Origin of the sequence: Curtobacterium phyllosphaerae (assembly GCF_049341865.1) — a bacterium.
Lineage (GTDB): Bacteria > Actinomycetota > Actinomycetes > Actinomycetales > Microbacteriaceae > Curtobacterium > Curtobacterium phyllosphaerae.
In genome coordinates, this window is the sequence record NZ_JBMPIU010000002.1 from 286,613 (window position 1) to 307,390 (window position 20,778).

Consider the following 20,778-nt stretch of genomic DNA (forward strand, 5'->3'; position numbering starts at 1 on the left):
AGGAGGAGGAGAGAAATGGTGGAGTCGATCGCCCGCGTGCGACACATCCGCGTCACGCCTCAGAAGGCCCGTCGCGTCATCGCCCTGATCAAGGGCAAGCAGGCTCACGAGGCCCTGGCCATCCTGAAGTTCGCCCCCCAGGGCGCTTCGGAGCCGGTCTACAAGCTCGTTGCGTCCGCGATCGCGAACGCCCGGGTCAAGGCAGACAGCAGCAACAGCTTCCTCGACGAGCGCGACCTCTACGTGAGCAGCGTCTTCGTCGACGAGGGCACCACCCTGAAGCGGTTCCAGCCGCGTGCCCAGGGCCGGGCCTTCCGCATCAACAAGCGCACCAGCCACATCACGGTCGTCCTCGCGACGCCGGATGAGGTCGAGGCGGCCGCTACGAGCAAGAAGGCGAGCAAGTAATGGGCCAGAAGGTCAACCCGTACGGCTTCCGTCTCGGTATCACCACCGACCACGTCTCGCACTGGTTCACGGACAGCACGAAGAAGGGCCAGCGCTACAGCGACTACGTCGCCGAGGACGTCCGGATCCGTCAGATGCTGACCAAGTCCCTGGACCGTGCCGGCGTCGCCCGCATCGAGCTCGAGCGCACCCGTGACCGCGTCCGCGTGGACATCCACACGGCGCGTCCCGGCATCGTCATCGGGCGCCGTGGCGCCGAGGCCGAGCGCATCCGCAGCGACCTCGAGAAGCTCACGGGCAAGCAGATCCAGCTGAACATCCTCGAGGTCAAGAACCCCGAGACCGAGGCACAGCTGGTCGCCCAGGGCATCGCCGAGCAGCTGAGCGCGCGTGTTGCGTTCCGTCGGGCGATGCGCAAGGGCCTCCAGGGTGCCCAGCGCGCCGGTGCCAAGGGTGTCCGCATCCAGGTGTCGGGCCGTCTCGGCGGCGCCGAGATGAGCCGCTCGGAGTTCTACCGCGAGGGCCGCGTGCCCCTGCACACGCTCCGCGCCAACATCGACTACGGCTTCTACGAGGCCCGGACGACGTTCGGTCGCATCGGCGTGAAGGTGTGGATCTACAAGGGCGACATCACCAACAAGGAGCTCGCTCGCGAGCAGGCGAACCAGCGTTCGTCCCGTCCGGAGCGTCGTGACGGCGGCCGTGGCGGCCGCGACCGTCGTGACGGTGGCCCTCGTGGCGACCGTGGCGCCGACCGTCGCGAGCAGCAGGCTCCGCAGGAAGCGCCCGCCGGCGCAGGAGTTGAGGCGTAACCATGCTTATCCCCCGTCGAGTCAAGCACCGCAAGCAGCACCACCCGAAGCGTTCCGGTCAGGCGACCGGTGGCACCAAGGTGTCGTTCGGTGACTACGGAATCCAGGCCCTCACGCCGGCGTACGTGACAAACCGTCAGATCGAGTCCGCTCGTATCGCGATGACGCGTCACATCAAGCGTGGCGGCAAGGTGTGGATCAACATCTACCCGGACCGTCCGCTCACCAAGAAGCCCGCCGAGACCCGCATGGGTTCCGGTAAGGGTTCCCCCGAGTGGTGGGTTGCCAACGTCAAGCCGGGTCGCGTGCTCTTCGAGCTCTCCGGCGTGAGCGACGACATCGCTCGCGAGGCGCTCACCCGAGCAATCCACAAGCTGCCCCTCAAGGCACGCATCATCAAGCGCGAGGAGGGCGACGCATAATGGCGATCGGTTCCAAGGAGCTCCGTCCGACGGAGCTCGACACCTTCGAGGACGAGCGTCTCGCTGACGAGCTCAAGAAGGCCAAGGAAGAGCTGTTCAACCTCCGCTTCCAGGCGGCCACCGGCCAGCTCGAGAGCCACGGGCGTCTCCGTGCCGTCAAGCGCGACATCGCTCGCATCTACACGGTCCTGCGTGAGCGCGAGCTCGGCATCCGTGCCACCCCCGCCCCCGTCGAGGCCCCGAAGGCCGCGAAGAAGTCGACGAAGAAGGCCGACAAGTCGGACGCGTCGACCGAGACCACTGCCGAGGAGAACTAATGGCTACCGAGAAGAAGACTGAGGTCGACTCCGCGGCCGTCACTCGCGGCTACCGCAAGACCCGTCGTGGCTACGTCACGAGCGACAAGATGGACAAGACCATCGTCGTCGAGGTCGAGGACCGCGTGAAGCACCCCCTGTACGGCAAGGTCATCCGTCGCACCTCCAAGGTGAAGGCGCACGACGAGCTCGGCACCGCCGGCATCGGCGACCTCGTCGTCATCAGCGAGACCCGTCCCCTCAGCGCCTCCAAGCGCTGGCGCCTGGTCGAGATCCTCGAGAAGGCCAAGTAGGCCTCGGCCCGCTTGCGGAAATAGGAGACAGCAGTGATTCAGCAGGAATCCCGCCTCAAGGTCGCCGACAACACCGGAGCCAAGGAGATCCTGGCCATCCGCGTGCTCGGTGGCTCGGGTCGTCGCTACGCCGGTCTGGGTGACGTCATCGTCGCCACCGTCAAGGACGCGATCCCCGGCGGCAACGTCAAGAAGGGTGACGTCGTCAAGGCGGTCATCGTTCGCACCAAGAAGGAGACCCGTCGTCCGGACGGCTCCTACATCAAGTTCGACGAGAACGCAGCCGTGATCCTCAAGGCGGACGGCGACCCCCGCGGCACCCGAATCTTCGGGCCGGTCGGTCGTGAGCTCCGCGACAAGAAGTTCATGAAGATCATCTCGCTGGCGCCGGAGGTCATTTAGTCATGGCGAACATCAAGAAGGGTGACCTCGTCCAGGTCATCTCGGGACCGACCCAGGCCCGCGGGGGAGACCGCGGCAAGCAGGGCAAGGTCATCGAGGTGCTCCCCGAGCAGAACCGCGTCGTGGTCGAGGGTGTGAACTTCGTCAAGAAGCACGTCCGCGTCGGTCAGACGCAGCGCGGCTCGAAGACGGGTGGCATCGAGACGCACGAGGCGCCGATCCACGTGTCCAACGTGGCGATCGTCGACCCGAAGACCAAGAAGCCGACCCGCGTCGGCTTCCGCACCGAGACGGTCGAGAAGGGCGGCGTCACCAAGACCGTCCGCGTCCGTTACGCCAAGAAGTCTGGTGAGGATCTGTGATGAGCGACACCACGTCTGCCGCGACGGTTGAGAAAGTTCAACCGCGCCTGAAGCAGAAGTACCAGGGCGACATCGTCGCCGCGCTGACCGAGCAGTTCTCGTACACGAACGTCCACCAGGTCCCCGGCCTGGTCAAGGTCGTCGTCAACACGGGTGTCGGCGACGCGGCACGTGACTCCAAGATCATCGACGGGGCCATCAAGGACCTCACGGCGATCACCGGTCAGAAGCCGCAGGTCACGAAGGCCCGCAAGTCGATCGCACAGTTCAAGCTGCGTGAGGGCCAGCCGATCGGCGCGCACGTGACGCTCCGCGGCGACCGCGCCTGGGAGTTCCTGGACCGCCTGATCACGCTCGCGCTCCCGCGTATCCGTGACTTCCGCGGCCTCAGCGACCGCCAGTTCGACGGCAACGGCAACTACACCTTCGGTCTCACGGAGCAGAGCGTGTTCCACGAGATCGACCAGGACCGCATCGACCGCGTCCGTGGCTTCGACATCACGGTCGTCACCACGGCGAAGACAGACGACGAAGGCCGTGCGCTGCTCAAGCAGCTCGGCTTCCCGTTCCGCTCCGCCGAGCAGACGGTCTAAGATCGTTCGGGCGGCACGACCGAGGGTTCCCTCGGTCGGCCGCCCGACCTCTGGGTCGGGGCGCGAGCCTCGATCCATCCCGGCACCGGGCATCCCCGGTGCCGTCCGGGTGTCACGACACCGCTGACGCGGGCACGACACCACCCCGATCGCCCAGGTCGGCACTCGTGGAACGGGTGTCGAAACCAGACGAGAATGGACGACCATCATGACGATGACCGATCCGGTCGCAGACATGCTGACCAGATTGCGGAACGCGAACTCGGCGCACCACGACGCCGTCTCGCTCCCCAGCTCCAAGCTGAAGACCCACATCGCTGAGATCCTCAAGCGCGAGGGCTACATCAGCGAGTGGAAGGTCGCTGACGCACGCGTCGGTCAGACCCTCACGATCGACCTGAAGTACGGTCCCGAGCGCGAGCGCTCGATCGCCGGCATCAAGCGCGTCTCCAAGCCCGGTCTCCGGGTGTACGCAAAGTCGACGGAGATCCCCCAGGTCCTCGGTGGCCTCGGCGTGGCGATCCTGTCGACCTCCTCCGGGCTCCTCACGGACCGCGAGGCCGAGCAGAAGGGCGTAGGCGGAGAAGTCCTCGCCTACGTGTGGTGATCGACCATGTCACGTATCGGACGTCTCCCCATTGACATCCCCGCCGGCGTCACCGTGACGGTCGACGGCGCGAACGTCTCCGTCAAGGGCCCGAAGGGCGAGCTCGCGCTCGTCGTCGCCAGCCCGATCCAGGCCGCGATCGAGGACAACCAGGTCCTCGTCACGCGCCCGGACGACGAGCGCACGTCGCGGTCGCTCCACGGCCTGACCCGCACCCTCATCGCGAACCAGATCATCGGCGTCACCCAGGGCTACTCCAAGGGCCTCGAGGTCGTCGGTACCGGGTACCGCGTCCAGACGAAGGGCACGAGCGTCGAGTTCGCCCTCGGCTACTCCCACCCGATCACGGTCGAGCCGCCCGCGGGCATCAGCTTCTCCGTGGAGGGCAACAACAAGCTCACCGTGACCGGCATCGACAAGCAGGCCGTCGGTGAGGTCGCCGCCAACATCCGCAAGCTGCGGAAGCCGGAGCCCTACAAGGGCAAGGGTGTCCGCTACGCCGGCGAGGTCGTCCGCCGCAAGGCCGGAAAGTCAGGTAAGTAATCATGGCTCTCGGAACTCGAGGAGCGAGCAAGTCGGCCGCCAAGGCGCGTCGTCACACCCGTCTCCGCAAGAAGATCACCGGAACCGAGGCACGCCCGCGTCTCGTCGTGAACCGTTCGGCACGTCACGTGTTCGTCCAGGTCATCGACGACACGAAGGGTCACACCCTCGCCAGCGCGTCGACGATGGAAGCGGACCTCCGTACCAACGACGGCGACAAGACGGCCAAGGCCCGCAAGGTCGGCGAGCTCATCGCCGAGCGTGCGAAGTCCGCCGGAGTCGAAGCGGTCGTGTTCGACCGAGGCGGCAGCAAGTACGCCGGTCGCGTTGCCGCGATCGCCGAAGGCGCCCGTGAAGGAGGGCTGAACCTGTGAGCGACACCGCGAACAACGCAGAAGAGACCAAGGCCGCTGAGCCCACCGAGGCGGCGACGGCCGCTGAGACCACCGAGGCGACCAAGGCTCCGGCGACCGCCGAGGCAGTCGTCGAGAAGCCGGTCGAGACCGCAGCGGGTTCCGCCTCGGCGAACCGGGAGTCCGGTCGCGAGCAGGGCCGCCGTGGTGGCGGTCGTGACCGCAACCAGCAGGGTGGCCGTGGCGACCGCAACAGCCGGGGTGGCGAGAGCCAGTTCCTCGAGCGCGTCGTGACGATCAACCGTGTCTCCAAGGTCGTCAAGGGTGGTCGTCGCTTCAGCTTCACCGCGCTCGTCGTCGTCGGCGACGGCAACGGCCTCGTCGGTGTCGGCTACGGCAAGGCCCGCGAGGTCCCGACCGCGATCTCGAAGGGCGTCGAAGAGGCCAAGAAGAACTTCTTCCGCGTCCCCCGGGTCGGCAACACGATCCCGCACCCGACGCAGGGTGAGGCGGCCGCTGGTGTCGTCCTGCTCCGCCCGGCCGCTGCCGGTACCGGTGTCATCGCCGGTGGTCCGGTCCGCGCCGTGCTCGAGTGCGCCGGCATCCACGACGTCCTGAGCAAGTCGCTCGGCTCGTCGAACACCATCAACATCGTGCACGCGACCGTCACCGCGCTGCAGCAGCTCGAGGAGCCCCGTGCGGTCGCCGCGCGTCGTGGTCTCCCCGTCGACCGGGTCGTCCCGGAGCGTCTGCTGCGCGCCGAGGCGGCTGCTCGCACGGCAGCGACCGAGAAGGCAGGTGCCTGATGGCCCGCATGCTGAAGGTGACCCAGATCAAGTCCGTTATCAGCGAGAAGCAGTACCAGCGCGAAACGCTCCGCAGCCTGGGTCTCAAGCGCATCGGCCGGACGGTCCTGCGCGAGGACAACTCCCAGAACCGCGGGTACGTCGCGACGGTGGCGCACCTCGTCAAGGTCGAGGAGATTGACTCATGACCGACGCAACCCCCAAGGCCGGCAAGGCCACCTCGCCGAAGGAGACCCCGGAGGCCCGCGTCCAGGTCCTGAAGGTCCACCACCTCCGTCCCGCAGCCGGTTCCAAGAAGGACCGGATGCGCGTCGGCCGCGGTGAGGGCTCGAAGGGCAAGACAGCCGGCCGTGGTACCAAGGGCACGAAGGCCCGGTACCAGGTCAAGATCGGGTTCGAGGGTGGGCAGATGCCGCTGCACATGCGCACCCCGAAGCTCCGTGGGTTCAAGAACCCGTTCCGGGTCGAGTACCAGGTCGTGAACCTGGAGAAGCTCGCCGAGCTCTACCCGCAGGGTGGTGAGGTCACGAGCATCGACCTCGTCGCCAAGGGTGCGGTCCGGAAGAACGAGAAGGTCAAGGTTCTCGGTCAGGGCGACATCACCGTGGCGCTCACGGTCACGGTCGACAAGGTCTCGGCGTCCGCCGAGGAGAAGATCGTGGCGGCGGGCGGCACCGTCACCAAGTAACACCACCCGTCGGCGGCCCGTGCTCAGCACGGGCCGCCGGTTCGGTTTCCTTGACTCGATCCTGTTCCGGCAGGATCGTAGACGGGGGCGCTCCACTCGGCCCCGCATCAACCACGTACGGAGATCTCGTGTTCAGAGCGGTCGCGCGCATCATGCGCACCCCCGACCTTCGCAAGAAGATCGGCTTCACCCTCGCGATCATCGCGCTGTTCCGCCTCGGGTCGTACATCCCGGCACCGTTCGTGGACTACTCGAGCGTGCAGAGCTGCCTCGCGAGCGCGTCGAGCTCGCAGGGACTCTACGAACTCGTCAACCTGTTCTCGGGTGGCGCGCTGCTGAAGCTCTCGGTCTTCGCTCTCGGCATCATGCCGTACATCACGTCGTCGATCATCGTGCAGTTGCTGCGCGTGGTCATCCCGCACTTCGACGCGCTCTACAAGGAGGGGCAGTCGGGTCAGGCGAAGCTGACGCAGTACACGCGCTACCTCACGATCGCGCTCGGTGTCCTGCAGTCCACCACCCTGATCACCGTCGCACGTTCGGGCGCCCTCTTCGGCAGCTCGGCCTCGACCTCCTGCTCGTCGATCATCTCGAACGACAGCTGGTACGCCATCCTGCTCATGGTCGTCACCCTGACCGCCGGCACGGGCCTCATCATGTGGATGGGCGAGCTCGTCACCGAGCGCGGCATCGGCAACGGCATGTCCCTCCTCATCTTCACGTCCATCGCAGCGCAGTTCCCCTCCGCGCTCTGGGCGATCGAGGAGTCGCAGTCCTTCGAGCTGTTCCTGCTGGTCATCGCGATCGGGCTGCTCATCATGATGGCCGTCGTGTTCGTCGAACAGTCGCAGCGGCGGATCCCGGTGCAGTACGCCAAGCGCATGGTGGGTCGGCGCACGTACGGCGGGAACAACACCTACATCCCGATCAAGGTGAACATGGCCGGTGTCGTGCCCGTCATCTTCGCGTCGTCGCTGCTCTACCTGCCCGCTCTGGTGGCGCAGTTCAACCAGAAGGCCGACGGCACCGAGCCCGCCGCCTGGGTGACCTGGATCCAGAACAACCTGACGTCGGGGGACAACTGGTTCTACATGGTCCTGTACTTCCTCCTGATCGTGGGGTTCACGTACTTCTACGTGGCCATCACCTTCAACCCAGAGGAGGTCGCGGACAACATGAAGAAGTACGGCGGCTTCATCCCCGGCATCCGCGCCGGTCGTCCGACGGCGGAGTACCTGGACTACGTGCTGACCCGCGTGACGCTGCCCGGTTCGCTGTACCTCGGCATCATCGCGCTCATCCCCCTCGCGGCGTTGGCGTTGTTCGGGGCGAACCAGAACTTCCCGTTCGGTGGTGCGAGCATCCTGATCATCGTCGGTGTCGGCCTCGAGACGGTCAAGCAGATCGACTCGCAGCTCCAGCAGCGTCACTACGAGGGGCTCCTCCGATGACCGCACGGCTCGTCATCGTCGGTCCGCCCGGCGCCGGGAAGGGCACGCAGGCAGGTCGCATCGCCGAGACGTTCGGCATCCCTGCGATCTCGACCGGCGACATCTTCCGGCAGAACGTCAAGGACGCCACGCCCCTCGGGGTGCAGGTGAAGGCCATCCTGGACGAAGGCAAGTACGTTCCCGACTCCCTGACGAACGAGCTCATCGCCGATCGGCTCGGGCAGCCGGACGCGGTCGACGGATTCCTCCTCGACGGCTACCCCCGGACGACGGCACAGGTGTCGTACCTCGATGCCCTCATGGCTGACCAGGGCGTGACCATCGACGCGGTGGTGCAGCTCGTGGCCGACCCCGATGAGCTCGTCGGTCGGCTGCTGAAGCGCGCCGCGGACCAGGGGCGGAGCGACGACACCGAGAGCGTGGTCCGGCGCCGGCAGGAGATCTACGCGACGGAGACCGCGCCGATCGTCGCGGCGTACGCGGATCGCGGCCTCGTCGTCGACGTCGACGGGCTCGGCGGCGTGGACGAGGTCGGCGACCGCATCGCCGACGCACTCGCCGGTCGTGGCCTCGTCGCGAACGGCTCCACGGTCTCCTGACCGTCATGCGCTTCACCAAGCCGTCGATCTACAAGACGCCGGAGCAGCTCCGGGCCATGATCCGGCCCGGGCTCCTGACCGAGGCCGCCCTGGACGCCGTCCGGCAAGCGATCCGGCCGGGCGTGACGACCGCTGCACTCGACGCGATCGCCGAGCGCGTGATCCGGGACGGCGGCGGCATCCCGAACTTCCAGCTCGTCCCCGGGTACGAGCACACGCTGTGCGTGTCCGTGAACGACGAGATCGTGCACGGGATCCCCGGCGATCGCGTCATCCGGGCCGGCGACGTCGTGTCGGTGGACGCCGGAGCCGAGGTCGATGGCTGGAACGGCGACAGCGCGTTCACGGTCGTGGTGCCGGGTGACGACGACGCAGAGCGTGCCGCTGCGCGAACCGCCCTCGCCGACGTGACGGAGCGGTCGATGTGGCACGGGATCGCCGCGCTCGCGACCGTCGACCGCGTCAACGAGATCGGCGCGGCCATCGAGGACGCGATCGACGCGACCGGTCCCTGGGGCATCATCGAGGACTTCACGGGGCACGGCATCGGACGGACCATGCACGAGGACCCGCCGGTGTTCAACTACCGGGTGCGGGGCGGTGGGCCGGCGGTCCGACCCGGGCTCGTGGTGGCGATCGAGCCGATGGTGACCGCCGGGACGATCGCCAGCTCGACCGACCCCGACGGCTGGACCATCCGGACACTCGACGGCTCGGACGCGGCGCACTGGGAGCACAGTGTCGCGGTGCACGCCGGCGGGATCTGGGTGCTCACGGCGTCGGACGGCGGCGCGTCCGGGCTGGTGCCGCTCGGCGTGCGTCCGGTCCCGATCGCCTGATGCGGTCCGCCTGACGCGGTCCGCCTGACGTGGTCCGCCCGACGTGTTCCGGCCGGCATGGTCCGCCCACGGTCTGGAGGCACGGCTGCGGTTGCGGACGGGCGCCCAGGTCCGGCGTGCGGTCGCGTTCTCCCGCCCCGGCAGGGCACCCGCACTGGTCGGGCACGCGCACTGGTCGGGCGCCCGCACCGACAGGGACCTGCACCGGTCTGGTGCCTGCACCGGTCTGGCGCCCGCACCGGTCTGGTGCCTGCACCGTCCGCGCACCCACACCAGACCGGGCACCCCGTCGAGGGAACGTTCATCGGGCTCGCGGGTCGGGCCTCCCTGCCGACCTGCGGTGACGCGACAGTGCGTCCGGCGACCGGCGGTCAGTTCCCGACGGAGCAGGTCTGTTCGGCGGCGGACTGGCCGCTGATGGACGAGGGCAGCGGGGTCGCGGTCGCGGTCGGTGTCGCGGAGGACGAGGAGGTCCCCCCGCTCGGCGGGGTGGACGCCGTCCCGCCACCGCCACCGGTGCCGGTGCTCGTCCCGCCCTCGGTCTTCGACGCGCGCCCCGTGCTGGAGTCGCTCAACGACGTCTTCGTGTCGTTCTGCAGGGCCAGGTTCAAGGTGTGCGCGGCGTCCTGGGAGACGAGCACCCGGGCGGGGTTGTACGGGTCGTCGATCACCGGGTACTGGACGAACAACATGTCCGAGGTGTTCATCCCGCGGAGGGTCGAGGCGAGGCCGACGAGGGTCTTCGTCGTCGCGAGACCGTCCGACAGCGTCATGTTTGAGAGCGCGGCACGGGCGAGCTTGTACAGCGTCAGGGGGTTCGACAGCGTGCCGTTCGCGGTGACCTGACGGAGCAGGGCGGACAGGAACACCTGCTGGGAGCTGATCCTGGCGAGGTCGCTGCCGTCGCCGACGCCGTGGCGGGTGCGGAGGAACGCGAGCGCGTCCGACCCCTGCAGCGTGTGGTTCCCCGCCGTGAGGTGGAGGCCGGTGTACTCGTCGTTGATGGTGTTGGCGACGCAGACGTCGACACCGCCGAGCGCGTTCGACATCTCGATGACCCCGTCGAACGTGATCATCCCCGCGTAGGGGATCGACAGGCCGGTGAGGTTCTCGACGGTGTCGACGACGCAGGAGAGCCCGCCGTGGCCGAGGGAGTTGTTCAGCATGTCCGCGGACGACGCCGGGTAGGTGGTCCCCGTGCTCGGGTTCTGGCACGCGGGGATCGGGACGACGAGGTCGCGCGGGAAGCTCACCGCGGTGAGCTGGGTGTGGTCGGCCGAGATGTGCACGAGGATCGTGACGTCGTTCCGGGCACCCTCGACGTCCTCGTTCGAGTCGAACTGGCCGATCCGGGTGTCGCTCCCGGCCAGCAGGATGTTCGCACCGCCCTTCATCGCCGTGATGTCCGTCTTGTTCGCCGTGGATTGGTCGTCGGTGCTCAGCTTCACGGTGTTGACCGAGCCGGTGATCGACTGCAGGGCGACGGCGCTGACGCCGAGTCCGCTGACGACGACGACGGCAGCGGCGGTCCCGATGCCGATGAGCGCGGTGGCCCATGCGCGACGGCGGGGGAGCCGTCCGTGGCGTGCGATGCCGGGGCGGCCGCTGCGGCGGCGCTGAGGTGCGTCGGACACGCTGGACTCCGTTCGGTGGGCGCTGATCGCGCAGGTGGTGCGGTGCGCTGCTGCGCTGCCGAATGCGGTGGCGCAGCGACCGGTGCGTGCGCGCTGGTCGGGCGCGGCGCACGCGGTGACGGCGCGTCGGGGACGAACCGTCGGGTGAACGTTACGATGTCAGCCCCGCCACGCTCCGGGAAATCGCCGGGGAACTCCTGAAGAACCGTGGTGCCGGCACTCAGGCGCCTCCGCTGCAGCCGTTCCGGGTCCGGTGCGACGCCTCGGACTTGGAAATCGGCGTGTCTTCGCATAAGATCGCTCTTTGGTGTGTCATGCCCCGCGGGGTGTGCCGCCGAACCCGCATGACCGGTTCGGAACCACTGCAAGCGACAGTCAATCAAGGACCGCCGTCACGGCGGTCGAGCAAGCGACAGTGAGGCTATGGCCAAGAAAGACGGCGTCATCGAGATCGAAGGCTCGGTGCTCGAAGCTCTGCCCAACGCGATGTTCCGCGTTGAGCTGACCAATGGGCACAAGGTCCTCGCGCACATCTCGGGGAAGATGCGTCAGCACTACATCCGCATCCTCCCGGAGGACCGCGTGATCGTGGAGCTGAGCCCCTACGACCTGACCCGCGGCCGGATCGTCTACCGCTACAAGTGATCCGAGCTGGAAAGGAACGGCCCGGCAATCCCGCCGGGCACGAAGCCAGCGAGATCGAGGAAACAACATGAAGGTCAACCCCAGCGTCAAGCCCATCTGCGAGCACTGCAAGGTGATCCGCCGCAAGGGCCGCGTCATGGTGATCTGCAAGAGCAACCCGCGCCACAAGCAGCGCCAGGGCTGACTCGATCGGGGCCCCGGTCCCGACTGCACGTCCACAACTCAAGATCGACGCAGCACCAGAACCCGTCCGGCTCGTCCGGGTGGGGGACACCCCGGGTGGAGGCCCGGGCACCGGTGCTGCACCACACCTCCACAAACCACTAGGAGCAGCCAGACATGGCACGTCTAGCAGGCGTCGACATCCCGCGCGAGAAGCGCGTGGAGATCGCACTCACGTACATCTACGGCGTCGGTCGTACCCGTTCCCTCCAGGCGCTCGCCGAGACGGGCATCTCGGGCGACATCCGCGTCAAGGACCTCAGCGACGACCAGCTCGTCGCCCTCCGCGACTTCATCGAAGGCAACTTCAAGGTCGAGGGTGACCTCCGCCGCGAGGTCGCGGCCGACATCCGTCGCAAGGTCGAGATCGGCAGCTACGAGGGCATCCGCCACCGTCGTGGTCTCCCGGTGCGCGGTCAGCGCACCAAGACCAACGCTCGTACCCGCAAGGGCCCGAAGCGCACCGTGGCAGGCAAGAAGAAGGCGCGATAGGACATCATCATGGCTACCCCCAAGACTGCTGCGCGCAAGCCGCGGCGCAAGGAAAAGAAGAACATCGCCGTGGGCCAGGCCCACATCAAGTCGACGTTCAACAACACGATCGTCAGCATCACCGATCCGTCGGGTGCCGTCCTCAGTTGGGCGTCCTCGGGTGCCGTCGGCTTCAAGGGCTCGCGCAAGTCCACGCCGTTCGCGGCGCAGCTCGCCGCCGAGTCCGCCGCGCGTCAGGCGCAGGAGCACGGCGTCAAGAAGGTCGACGTCTTCGTCAAGGGGCCGGGATCGGGTCGCGAGACGGCGATCCGCTCGCTCCAGGCCGCCGGCCTCGAGGTCGGTTCGATCAACGACGTCACCCCGCAGGCGCACAACGGGTGCCGTCCGCCCAAGCGTCGTCGCGTCTAAGCAGGAGCATCAGGCCGTGACCCGCGGCCACTCCCTCACGGGGGTGCCAGCGGGTCGCGGCCATTCCTGGTCGTTCGATCGCGCACGTCGGTGCGCGTGATCACAACTCAACAGACCCGGCGGGCGTCACACCCCGCCGTACCGCCAAGTGTCATATAGCGGACACTTCGCCGAAAGGAATCAACAGTGCTCATTGCACAGCGCCCCACCCTGACCGAGGAGCCGATCTCCGAGCACCGCTCGCGCTTCATCATCGAGCCGCTCGAGCCCGGCTTCGGGTACACGCTCGGCAACTCGCTGCGCCGCACGCTGCTGTCCTCGATCCCCGGTGCCGCCGTCACCAGCATCCGCATCGACGGCGTGCTGCACGAGTTCAGCACCGTGCCGGGTGTCAAGGAAGACGTCACCGAGATCATCCTGAACATCAAGAACCTCGTCGTCTCGAGCGAGCACGACGAGCCGATCACGGCGTACCTGCGCAAGCAGGGTGCCGGTCAGGTCACGGCGGCGGACATCTCGGCCCCGGCCGGTGTCGAGATCCACAACCCGGAACTCGTCATCGCGACGCTGAACGAGACCGCGAAGTTCGAGCTCGAGCTGACGATCGAGCGTGGCCGCGGCTACGTCTCGGCGACGCAGAACCGCTCGGAGTTCTCCGAGGCCGGGCAGATCCCGATCGACTCGATCTACTCGCCGGTCCTCAAGGTCACCTACCGCGTGGAGGCCACGCGTGCCGGTGAGCGCACCGACTTCGACCGCCTGGTCGTCGACGTCGAGGCGAAGCCGGCGATCACGCCGCGCGACGCCATCGCGTCGGCCGGTCGGACGCTCGTGGAGCTCTTCGGGCTCGCTCGCGAGCTGAACACCGCCGCCGAGGGCATCGAGATCGGCCCCGCGCCGGTCGACGCCGTGCTCTCCAACGAGCTGCAGACGCCGATCGAGGACCTCGACCTGTCCGTCCGCAGCTACAACTGCCTCAAGCGCGAAGGCATCAACACGGTGTCGGAGCTCGTCGCCCTGTCGGAGACGCAGCTCATGAACATCCGCAACTTCGGTCAGAAGTCGGTGGACGAGGTCAAGGACAAGCTCACCGAGCTCGGCCTGTCCCTCAAGGACACCGTCCCCGGATTCGACGGCGCCCACTTCTACAGCGGGTACGACGAGGACGAGTCCAACAACTGACCCCGCGGCGATGCTGCGGACGCGGCGTCGTGACCACTTTCCCTGACACTGGAGAACTGACATGCCCAAGCCCACCAAGGGCCCCCGCCTCGGAGGCGGGCCCGCCCACGAGCGCCTGCTCCTGAGCAACCTCGCGAACGCGCTGTTCACGCACGGCCGCATCACCACGACCGAGACGAAGGCCAAGCGTCTCCGTCCCTACGCCGAGCGTCTGGTGACCTTCGGCAAGCGTGGCGACCTGCACGCTCGCCGTCGTGCGATCGCCATCCTGCGCGACAAGTCGGTCGTCCACACGCTGTTCACCGAGATCGCACCCCAGATGGAGGAGCGTCAGGGCGGCTACACCCGCATCACGAAGCTCGGGTTCCGCAAGGGCGACAACGCGCCCCTCGCGTCGATCGAGCTCGTGCTCGAGCCCGTGTCGAGCTCGCCTGCCCCGGTGAAGAGCCGTTCGGCCGCGCCGGCAGCCGCCCCCGTGGCGGAGTCGGCGGACGAGGCCGTCTCGGACGAGACCACCTCCGACGAGGCCGCAGCGGAGTCCGCCGAGAACGACACGACCGAGGCCTCCGCCCCGATCGCGGCGGAGGAGCCGACCGAGGCCGCGACCGAGGTCGAGGACGACGCCGCAGCCAAGGGCGACGACAAGTAACGCCGAGCAGCACCTCCGGAGGCCCTCGCAGTTCGCTGCGGGGGCCTTCGCTGTTCGGTCGGACGGACGTCGCGACCGACGTGCGAACGATCGACCGGAGCTGGCCACGGCCGGCAGCCCGCCAGGGCGAGCAGCCGGCCACGGCGAGCAGCCGGCCACGGCGAGCAGCCGGCCCCGGACCCCGTGGGCCGAGGACCACCACGAACGACCAGGAGCAGCGTGCAACTCGGACAGGTGACGACCGCCGGACGACAGGTCTGGCGGTGGAGCCGGACATCCGGCACCCAGCCACGGGTCGTGCTCGCCGTGAAGGCCGCGGTCGCCGCAGTGGTCGCGTTCGTCCTCGCCCGGTACATGCCGGGGGTCGCCGCCGACTACCCGTACTACGCACCGCTCGGCGCCGTCGTGGCGATGCAGTCCACCCTGCTGTCGAGCGTCCGCAGCGGGGTGCAGACGCTCGTCGGGATCGCGATCGGTGTCGGCATCGCCGGCGTCACGATGTGGCTCGGCGACCCCGGGTTCGTCGCCGTGGGCATCGCGGTCGGGATCGGTGTCCTCATCGGCGGGTTCCGGATCCTCGGCGAGGGCGGCAGCTGGGCACCGACGGCAGCGGTGCTGGTGCTCCTCGTCGGCGGGTCCCACGCCGAGGGCTACTCCTTCGGGTACGTCCTGCAGATGGGCGTCGGGGTCGTCGTCGGTCTCCTGGTGAACTTCGTCGCCTTCCCGCCACTGCACTTCTGGAACGCCGAGCGCCGCATCAACGAGACGAACGTGGTGCTCGCGCAGCACCTCGACGCTCTCGCGGACGCCCTCGCCGGGGATGCCGAGACGGACACCGACGTCTGGGTGCAGCGGCAGCACCGGCTCGACCGCGAGATGGCGGAGGTCCGTGAACGGTTGAGCGCGGCGGAGGAGAGCCGGCGTGGGAACCCCCGTGCGATCCGGGGACGGAACCGCCGTCGGCTGCTCGCCGACGCAGCGCGCTTCCGGGCCCTGGAACGTGCCGCGTGGTACACGACGGACCTCACCGAGATCGTCGGTCGGTCCGGACCGGCGTCCGGGCAGCTCGGGAGGATCGGCGCGGCCTTCGCGGACCGGCTCGCGGCCGCCATCCGGGCCGTCGCGCGTGTCGTGCAGGGGGACGGGTCCGCGGAGCTGGACGACGAGGCCGTCGCCGCGATCCGTGTGGTGGAGTCGGCGATGGACGGCGGGGGCGCCTCGGACGGGATGGACGGCAACCGGCCGTCGGACGTCACGCTGACGTCGGCGTCGACGGTGGCGCTGTGGGGCATCGTCGAGTCGGAGCGCCGGGCGACGACGTAGCTCGCGGCCGACCTGCCCCGGCAGAGCCCGGGACCGACGTCACTGTCCGAACGAGGAGCGCGCCCAGGCCTCGACCGCGGCGCTGGTGTCCGGTGCGACCGACTTCTCGAGCAGGTACCGCGTCCAGTCGCCGTCGTGGACGACGTCGACCGTGCAGAGCGTGTCGTCGCAGGTCCGGAACGCGGCGTCGTGCGCCCCGAGTCCGTCGAGGTCGATCCGGTCGTCGGCATCGACGAGCCCGGCGTCGATGCGGGCACGCACCACCCACGAGCCCTGCGGCAGGGTGCCGTACCGCGCCGCGACCGCGGTGGAGTCCTGCTCGTCGGCCCGGTGGAAGTCGCACCACTCGCCACCGGCGCGTTCGAGCGACACCCAGGAGATGTCGTCCTGCCAGTCGGTCGCGTTCCACCGGTCGCGGAGCGGTGTGTCCGTGACGGCGTCCACCCGCGTCGTGACGCACACGCTCGGGCCCGGGGACCCTTGCTCGTGCGCCACGGTCACCGTGCCGAGGGCCGAGTCCTGCACCGTGGCGGTGGCGTGCGTGACGAGTGCCCGGAACCGGTCCTGCAGGCCCCCCGGTGTGGCGTCGTCGGCGTCCTGGACCCGGTCGAGGGCGATGTGCAGCCACGCCGACCCCGCGTGCACGTCCGCGCTGCAAGAGACCCGCGCGGCGTCGGACGCCGAGCACGACACCGGGGAGCCCGTCCACGTGTCGGAGGACAGGAAGGCGTCGAGCGCGTCGTTCGCGTCCGGCAGCACGGTGGCGACGATGCCGTTGCGCACGGGGTCGCCGTGCTGGCCCGGGTACACGCTGTCCATCGCCGCGACACCGTTGTCGACGTTGCAGACCAGGCCACCCGCGGCGACGCTCGCCATCGTCGCGGGGTCGATGTGCCGCTGCTCCGTCACCGGGTCGTCCGGGGCGATCGACGGGACGAGACGGGCGGACAGGCCCGACGGCAGGACCGCGGCGCAGTCCGGCATGCCCGACCGGTTCGGCGCGTCGGTGAACCGCACCCTGTCGACGGCCGCGGTCGGCGACGGTGCGGGTGCGCTGCTGTGCGGACCCGTCGGTGCCGGCCGGGCGATGCCGAGGACCGCGCAGCCGCCGAGCGTCATCGCGACGAGCGTGCCCGCGGCGAGCCCCCGGATGAGGCCGGTGACGAGCCGCCGGCGGTCGGTCGGCCTGTCGATCCCCATGCCCGGATGCTATCCGTCGCTGTGGGTCCGCACAGTGACGAGCGTGCCGAGGACCGGTCACGGTTCCACAACGGCGCGCCCAGACACTCGACGGCGCTCGTGCGATCCGCTCGACGGCGCTCGATCGCAGCACTCGTAGACTCGTGCCGTGACGGACGCGATCGCGACATCGACGCAGGTCGGACTCCGGCTCGCGCTGCTCGGCGCGGTGCAGGTCGAGGACCGAGACGGCGCACTGGTGCCCGTCGCCGGTGCGCTCCCTCGCGGGTTCCTCGCTGCCCTCGCCCTCGCGCGCGGGGCGACGCTCACGACCGAGTCGCTCATCGACGACCTGTGGGGTGACGAGCCGCCGCGCGGAGCCCGAGCAGCGCTCCAGACGCTCGTCTCCCGACTCCGGCGGACCTGCGCCGAGGGGCTCGTCGTGTCGACCGACGTCGGGTACCGTCTCGCGCTCGCCGCGGACGACGTCGACCTGCAGCGCGCCGAGGCCGCCGTGGACCGTGCCCGGAAGCGGCTCACGGACGGAGACGCCCTGGCCGCCGCCGCGATCACCGACGAGGCGCTGGCTCTGTGGCGTGCCGAGCCGGGCGCCGACGTCGACGGCGCCCTCGCCGAGGCGATCCTCGAGCGCGCCGATGCTGCGCGGAGCGCCCTCCGACGCGTGCGGGCGGACGCGCTCCTCGTCCGCGACGACCCGGACGGCGCGGCGGCACTCTGGACACAGGAGGCGACGGTCCGGCCGCTCGACGAGCAGGTCGTGTCCGGCCTGATGCGAGCCCTCGACGCGGGGGGCCGGACCACGGAGGCACTCGCGGTGTTCGCGGCCCACCGGGAGCGGCTCGCCGACGAGCTCGGTGCCGACCCGTCCGCCGAGCTCGTCCGGCACAACGCGGCCATGCTCCGTCGGAGCGGCGCCGACGGTGCGCGAGCCCGACGAGTCGGGATCCGGACCGCCGCGACGCCGCTCATCGGCCGCGATGCCGACGTCGATGCGGTCCGCGCGCTCCTCGGCGGACAGCGTCTCGTGACGATCCTCGGCGCGGGCGGCCTCGGCAAGACCCGGCTCGCGCAGCAGGTCGCTGCCGACGTCCCGGAGGACACGGCCGTGGTCGTCGTCGAGCTCGCGCCGCTGTCCGACGGTGGCGACGTGCTCCCGGCGCTCGGCGCGCTCCTCGGGATCGACACCCGGGCGACCCGCACCCTCCGGCCGACGGTGGTCGCCGACCTCCGCGGCCGGGTCCTCGACGCGCTCGGCGAACGGCGGACGCTGCTCGTGCTCGACAACTGCGAGCACATCGTCGCCGACGTCGCCGAGGTCGCCGCCGACCTGCTCGCGGAGATCCCGACGTTGCAGATCCTCGCGACCTCCCGTGCGCCGCTCGCCGTCGCCGGCGAGGCCGTCGCTCCGCTCGCACCACTGCCGGTCGACCACGACGGTGCCGCCGTCCGGCTGTTCACCGAGCGGGCGCGTGCCGCGCGGCCCGGCGCAGCGCTGCCGGTCGACACCGTCCGGAGCATCTGCGCCAGGCTCGACGGCTCGCCGCTCGCGATCGAGCTCGCCGCCGCACGGATCCGGGGGATGGGACTCGACGAGATCGCCCGCCGGCTCGACGACCGGTTCGCGCTGCTCCGGGGCGGTGACCGGAGTGCGCCGGAACGGCACCGGACGCTCCTGGCGGTGATCGAGTGGAGCTGGCGCCTGCTCGGGCCCGGCGCCCAGGACCTCCTCACCCGGCTCGCGCTGTTCCCGGACGGCTTCGACCTCGACACCGCGGAGGCCGTGGCAGCGACGATCAACGGTCCGGCGGCCGACGACGTGTTCGACGACCTCGCGGAACTCGTCGAACAGTCCCTGGTGCAGCTCGACGAGCTGGACGGCGCACCGCCGCGCTACCGCCTGCTCGAGACCGTGCGCGAGTTCGGTGCCGCCCGCCTCGCCGAACGCGGGCACACCGACGACGTCCGGGCCGCGATGCTGCGGTGGGCATCTGCGTTCTCGGCACCGCGGAACCTCCTCCTCGGCGAGCCGGCGCACCGCGGCCCGTCGACACAGCTCGTGCGGTTCGCCGAGCTCCGGCGCGAGTCGGAGACGCTGATCGCGATGCTGCGCTGGGCGATCCGCGCAGAGGCCCGCTCCGCGGTGGCGTCGGTGTTCGCCGCGCTCGGGTCGTACTGGTCGGTCCGGGGCGCGCACAGCGAGGTGACCTCGGTCGCGCCGGACATCGTGCGGGTGCTCGCCGCAGCACCGCCGACCCGGGACGTCCGGACGGCGACCATCATGAGCCTCGTCCTCGCCGGTGCCACGAGCGCGTTCGGCGGTCTCCGGACGACGGCCGTCGCGATCAGTGCGCTCCGGAAGATCCGGCGCGACGGCCCCGCGGACGACGCACTGCTCGACGCGATGATGCAGTTCCTCGTCGCGCTCGGGACGCCGCACGAGCTCCCGACGCTCCTCGCCCGGTTCCGGACGCACCCGGATCCCCGGGTCGCCGGGCTCTCCCTGATGATGAGCGCTCCGCTCGCCGAGAACGACGGCGACACCGACACCGCACTCGACTTCGCGCGACGCGGTGCCGACCTCGCCGAACAGCTCGCCGATCCGTGGACCGCCGGCGCCGCGGCGGTGGGGATGACGCAGCTGCTCGGACAGAGCGGGCAGCCGGCCGAGGCCCTCCGGTGGGCCGACAAGGCTCGTCGGCACCTGGAGCCGTTCGCTGCCGAGGACGACATGCGCGAGCTGCGCTGGCTCGTCGGCCTCGCGCAGGCGGCCCTCGGCGAGGCCGACGCGGCACGGGCATGCGCGGCCGACCTCACGGTCGACGGGTCGGCCCCCGGACGGTTCGACGGGGACCGCGCACAGATGGGTGTGCTGTCGGTCGCGATCACGGCCGAGGCGTCCCGGGCCGACCACGACCTCGGCGCCGCACTCGCCGACTACCGCCGCGCCCGGGACTCGATCCTCGGGCGCGGCCGCGAGTCGTGGCAGTGGCTCGTCCTGCTCCGTGGCGCGCTGCTCGCGATGGACGACGAGGTCCGGGCCGCCGACGATCCCACCCCGGACGCCGGCGCAGTCCCGCTCGTGGGGCTCGACACCGATGACGCCCGGCGCACCGCTCGTGCACTCCGGGTGTCCGCGATCGTGATGCTGCGGCTCCGTCCGTGGTTCCTCGACCTCCCGGTGGTCGCGACGGGCGTGCTCGGGGTCGCGCTGTGGGGTGCGCGAACGGGAGCGCTCGACCGCACGACGACCGCGCGGCTCTGGGCGACGGCGATCCGGTTCGGGTCGCGGCAGGACTTCGCGGTGCTCCGGCACGACCGCATCCGGTCGCGCCTGGTGGCCCTGCTGGCAGGCGGCGAGCACGAGTCCGACGGGAGCCGTCCCGGCGGGAGTGGTTCGCCGGATCGCCTGCTCGCGGACGCGGAGTCCGCGCTCGCGGGGGTGGGGCGCGACGAGCTCGTCGCCGCCACCGTCGCGACGCTGACGGCCATCCGCATCCCGCGCTGACGGCCCGAGCCGCGCCGGGCCGA

The 20,778-nt window shown here is 69.8% G+C and carries 27 protein-coding genes; 25 read left to right on the plus strand and 2 right to left on the minus strand.

The genetic code is table 11. The features are described 5' to 3' along the window. Positions 1–15: 15 nt before the first annotated feature. From rplV to map, 17 genes are all read left to right on the plus strand, one after another. Positions 16–408, plus strand: coding sequence for a 50S ribosomal protein L22 (gene rplV / locus ACO0E0_RS04505; protein WP_422870204.1), 393 nt, complete (start codon positions 16–18; stop codon positions 406–408). Next, a complete protein-coding gene (gene rpsC / locus ACO0E0_RS04510) occupies positions 408–1,220 on the plus strand; it encodes a 30S ribosomal protein S3 (RefSeq protein WP_422870205.1) in 813 nt (270 codons plus the stop codon). Before rplV ends, rpsC begins: the two co-directional genes overlap by 1 nt. 2 nt (positions 1,221–1,222) lie before the next feature. Further along, on the plus strand, positions 1,223–1,642 hold the full coding sequence (gene rplP / locus ACO0E0_RS04515; protein ID WP_422870206.1) for a 50S ribosomal protein L16: 420 nt from the start codon (positions 1,223–1,225) through the stop codon (positions 1,640–1,642). Then, positions 1,642–1,959, plus strand: coding sequence for a 50S ribosomal protein L29 (gene rpmC / locus ACO0E0_RS04520; protein WP_422870207.1), 318 nt, complete (start codon positions 1,642–1,644; stop codon positions 1,957–1,959). Before rplP ends, rpmC begins: the two co-directional genes overlap by 1 nt. Continuing rightward, positions 1,959–2,252, plus strand: a complete 294-nt coding sequence (rpsQ, locus tag ACO0E0_RS04525; RefSeq protein ID WP_422870208.1) for a 30S ribosomal protein S17 — start codon at positions 1,959–1,961, stop codon at positions 2,250–2,252. The genes rpmC and rpsQ overlap by 1 nt, the downstream gene beginning before the upstream one ends. Positions 2,253–2,285: 33 nt before the next feature. After that, a complete protein-coding gene (gene rplN / locus ACO0E0_RS04530) occupies positions 2,286–2,654 on the plus strand; it encodes a 50S ribosomal protein L14 (protein WP_055950891.1) in 369 nt (122 codons plus the stop codon). Between the two features lie 2 nt (positions 2,655–2,656). Next, complete coding sequence (gene rplX, locus ACO0E0_RS04535; protein WP_422870209.1) at positions 2,657–3,016, plus strand: 50S ribosomal protein L24; 360 nt, start codon at positions 2,657–2,659, stop codon at positions 3,014–3,016. Then, entirely contained in the window at positions 3,016–3,609 is a 594-nt protein-coding gene (gene rplE / locus ACO0E0_RS04540; RefSeq protein ID WP_422870210.1) for a 50S ribosomal protein L5, read from the plus strand. Before rplX ends, rplE begins: the two co-directional genes overlap by 1 nt. 208 nt (positions 3,610–3,817) lie before the next feature. Then, the gene (rpsH, locus tag ACO0E0_RS04545; protein ID WP_422870211.1) at positions 3,818–4,216 is read left to right on the plus strand and encodes a 30S ribosomal protein S8; all 399 of its coding nucleotides are present in this window, start codon (positions 3,818–3,820) and stop codon (positions 4,214–4,216) included. 6 nt (positions 4,217–4,222) lie between these two features. After that, entirely contained in the window at positions 4,223–4,759 is a 537-nt protein-coding gene (gene rplF / locus ACO0E0_RS04550) for a 50S ribosomal protein L6 (RefSeq protein ID WP_422870212.1), read from the plus strand. A 2-nt stretch (positions 4,760–4,761) separates the two neighbouring features. Beyond that, a complete protein-coding gene (rplR, locus tag ACO0E0_RS04555) occupies positions 4,762–5,133 on the plus strand; it encodes a 50S ribosomal protein L18 (protein WP_422870213.1) in 372 nt (123 codons plus the stop codon). Further along, positions 5,130–5,918, plus strand: a complete 789-nt coding sequence (gene rpsE, locus ACO0E0_RS04560; RefSeq protein WP_422870214.1) for a 30S ribosomal protein S5 — start codon at positions 5,130–5,132, stop codon at positions 5,916–5,918. Before rplR ends, rpsE begins: the two co-directional genes overlap by 4 nt. Beyond that, positions 5,918–6,106, plus strand: coding sequence for a 50S ribosomal protein L30 (gene rpmD, locus ACO0E0_RS04565; protein WP_422870215.1), 189 nt, complete (start codon positions 5,918–5,920; stop codon positions 6,104–6,106). Before rpsE ends, rpmD begins: the two co-directional genes overlap by 1 nt. Continuing rightward, on the plus strand, positions 6,103–6,606 hold the full coding sequence (gene rplO, locus ACO0E0_RS04570; RefSeq protein WP_422870216.1) for a 50S ribosomal protein L15: 504 nt from the start codon (positions 6,103–6,105) through the stop codon (positions 6,604–6,606). The genes rpmD and rplO overlap by 4 nt, the downstream gene beginning before the upstream one ends. Before the next feature lie 128 nt (positions 6,607–6,734). After that, positions 6,735–8,057, plus strand: coding sequence for a preprotein translocase subunit SecY (gene secY, locus ACO0E0_RS04575; RefSeq protein ID WP_422870217.1), 1,323 nt, complete (start codon positions 6,735–6,737; stop codon positions 8,055–8,057). After that, positions 8,054–8,656 (plus strand): adenylate kinase, encoded by a 603-nt coding sequence (locus ACO0E0_RS04580; RefSeq protein ID WP_422870218.1) that lies wholly within the window; start codon positions 8,054–8,056, stop codon positions 8,654–8,656. The genes secY and ACO0E0_RS04580 overlap by 4 nt, the downstream gene beginning before the upstream one ends. A gap of 5 nt (positions 8,657–8,661) precedes the next feature. Next, on the plus strand, positions 8,662–9,495 hold the full coding sequence (gene map, locus ACO0E0_RS04585) for a type I methionyl aminopeptidase (RefSeq protein ID WP_422870219.1): 834 nt from the start codon (positions 8,662–8,664) through the stop codon (positions 9,493–9,495). Positions 9,496–9,866: 371 nt separating this feature from the next. Here the strand turns inward: map and ACO0E0_RS04590 are convergent, their stop codons facing one another. Beyond that, on the minus strand, positions 9,867–11,129 hold the full coding sequence (locus tag ACO0E0_RS04590; protein WP_422870220.1) for an LCP family protein: 1,263 nt from the start codon (positions 11,127–11,129) through the stop codon (positions 9,867–9,869). Positions 11,130–11,552: 423 nt separating this feature from the next. Between ACO0E0_RS04590 and infA the strand changes: the two genes are divergently transcribed. The 7 genes from infA (at position 11,553) to ACO0E0_RS04625 (ending at position 16,050) form a co-directional block, all read left to right on the plus strand. Further along, complete coding sequence (infA, locus tag ACO0E0_RS04595) at positions 11,553–11,774, plus strand: translation initiation factor IF-1 (RefSeq protein ID WP_017885509.1); 222 nt, start codon at positions 11,553–11,555, stop codon at positions 11,772–11,774. A 67-nt stretch (positions 11,775–11,841) separates the two neighbouring features. Next, positions 11,842–11,958, plus strand: coding sequence for a 50S ribosomal protein L36 (rpmJ, locus tag ACO0E0_RS04600; protein ID WP_066517823.1), 117 nt, complete (start codon positions 11,842–11,844; stop codon positions 11,956–11,958). A 155-nt stretch (positions 11,959–12,113) separates the two neighbouring features. Then, positions 12,114–12,488: a 30S ribosomal protein S13 gene (gene rpsM, locus ACO0E0_RS04605; RefSeq protein ID WP_422870221.1), complete on the plus strand. Its 375-nt coding sequence runs from the start codon at positions 12,114–12,116 to the stop codon at positions 12,486–12,488. A gap of 9 nt (positions 12,489–12,497) precedes the next feature. Next, positions 12,498–12,896: a 30S ribosomal protein S11 gene (rpsK, locus tag ACO0E0_RS04610; protein ID WP_055950867.1), complete on the plus strand. Its 399-nt coding sequence runs from the start codon at positions 12,498–12,500 to the stop codon at positions 12,894–12,896. A 186-nt stretch (positions 12,897–13,082) separates the two neighbouring features. Beyond that, positions 13,083–14,078: a DNA-directed RNA polymerase subunit alpha gene (locus tag ACO0E0_RS04615; protein ID WP_422870222.1), complete on the plus strand. Its 996-nt coding sequence runs from the start codon at positions 13,083–13,085 to the stop codon at positions 14,076–14,078. Between the two features lie 61 nt (positions 14,079–14,139). After that, the gene (gene rplQ, locus ACO0E0_RS04620) at positions 14,140–14,727 is read left to right on the plus strand and encodes a 50S ribosomal protein L17 (protein WP_422870223.1); all 588 of its coding nucleotides are present in this window, start codon (positions 14,140–14,142) and stop codon (positions 14,725–14,727) included. A gap of 219 nt (positions 14,728–14,946) precedes the next feature. After that, positions 14,947–16,050: an FUSC family protein gene (locus tag ACO0E0_RS04625; protein WP_422870224.1), complete on the plus strand. Its 1,104-nt coding sequence runs from the start codon at positions 14,947–14,949 to the stop codon at positions 16,048–16,050. A 39-nt stretch (positions 16,051–16,089) separates the two neighbouring features. Here ACO0E0_RS04625 and ACO0E0_RS04630 read toward each other — a convergent pair whose 3' ends face one another. Beyond that, on the minus strand, positions 16,090–17,250 hold the full coding sequence (locus ACO0E0_RS04630) for a hypothetical protein (RefSeq protein WP_422870225.1): 1,161 nt from the start codon (positions 17,248–17,250) through the stop codon (positions 16,090–16,092). Between the two features lie 148 nt (positions 17,251–17,398). Here ACO0E0_RS04630 and ACO0E0_RS04635 point away from each other — a divergent pair, with 148 nt between their 5' ends. Further along, positions 17,399–20,755, plus strand: coding sequence for an ATP-binding protein (locus ACO0E0_RS04635; protein WP_422870226.1), 3,357 nt, complete (start codon positions 17,399–17,401; stop codon positions 20,753–20,755). Positions 20,756–20,778 lie beyond the last annotated feature (23 nt).

Coding starts and splice junctions, on each gene's coding strand:
- rplP (WP_422870206.1), top strand. CDS start 1,223: ATGCTTATCCCCCGTCGAGTCAAGCACCGCAAGCAGCACCACCCGAAG.
- rpmD (WP_422870215.1), top strand. CDS start 5,918: ATGGCCCGCATGCTGAAGGTGACCCAGATCAAGTCCGTTATCAGCGAG.
- map (WP_422870219.1), top strand. CDS start 8,662: ATGCGCTTCACCAAGCCGTCGATCTACAAGACGCCGGAGCAGCTCCGG.
- rplR (WP_422870213.1), top strand. CDS start 4,762: ATGGCTCTCGGAACTCGAGGAGCGAGCAAGTCGGCCGCCAAGGCGCGT.
- ACO0E0_RS04580 (WP_422870218.1), top strand. CDS start 8,054: ATGACCGCACGGCTCGTCATCGTCGGTCCGCCCGGCGCCGGGAAGGGC.
- rplX (WP_422870209.1), top strand. CDS start 2,657: ATGGCGAACATCAAGAAGGGTGACCTCGTCCAGGTCATCTCGGGACCG.
- rplQ (WP_422870223.1), top strand. CDS start 14,140: ATGCCCAAGCCCACCAAGGGCCCCCGCCTCGGAGGCGGGCCCGCCCAC.
- rpsC (WP_422870205.1), top strand. CDS start 408: ATGGGCCAGAAGGTCAACCCGTACGGCTTCCGTCTCGGTATCACCACC.
- rplF (WP_422870212.1), top strand. CDS start 4,223: ATGTCACGTATCGGACGTCTCCCCATTGACATCCCCGCCGGCGTCACC.
- rpsH (WP_422870211.1), top strand. CDS start 3,818: ATGACGATGACCGATCCGGTCGCAGACATGCTGACCAGATTGCGGAAC.
- rpsM (WP_422870221.1), top strand. CDS start 12,114: ATGGCACGTCTAGCAGGCGTCGACATCCCGCGCGAGAAGCGCGTGGAG.
- rplV (WP_422870204.1), top strand. CDS start 16: ATGGTGGAGTCGATCGCCCGCGTGCGACACATCCGCGTCACGCCTCAG.
- rpsK (WP_055950867.1), top strand. CDS start 12,498: ATGGCTACCCCCAAGACTGCTGCGCGCAAGCCGCGGCGCAAGGAAAAG.
- rpmJ (WP_066517823.1), top strand. CDS start 11,842: ATGAAGGTCAACCCCAGCGTCAAGCCCATCTGCGAGCACTGCAAGGTG.
- rpmC (WP_422870207.1), top strand. CDS start 1,642: ATGGCGATCGGTTCCAAGGAGCTCCGTCCGACGGAGCTCGACACCTTC.
- rplE (WP_422870210.1), top strand. CDS start 3,016: ATGAGCGACACCACGTCTGCCGCGACGGTTGAGAAAGTTCAACCGCGC.
- ACO0E0_RS04630 (WP_422870225.1), bottom strand. CDS start 17,250: ATGGGGATCGACAGGCCGACCGACCGCCGGCGGCTCGTCACCGGCCTC.
- rpsQ (WP_422870208.1), top strand. CDS start 1,959: ATGGCTACCGAGAAGAAGACTGAGGTCGACTCCGCGGCCGTCACTCGC.
- infA (WP_017885509.1), top strand. CDS start 11,553: ATGGCCAAGAAAGACGGCGTCATCGAGATCGAAGGCTCGGTGCTCGAA.
- rplO (WP_422870216.1), top strand. CDS start 6,103: ATGACCGACGCAACCCCCAAGGCCGGCAAGGCCACCTCGCCGAAGGAG.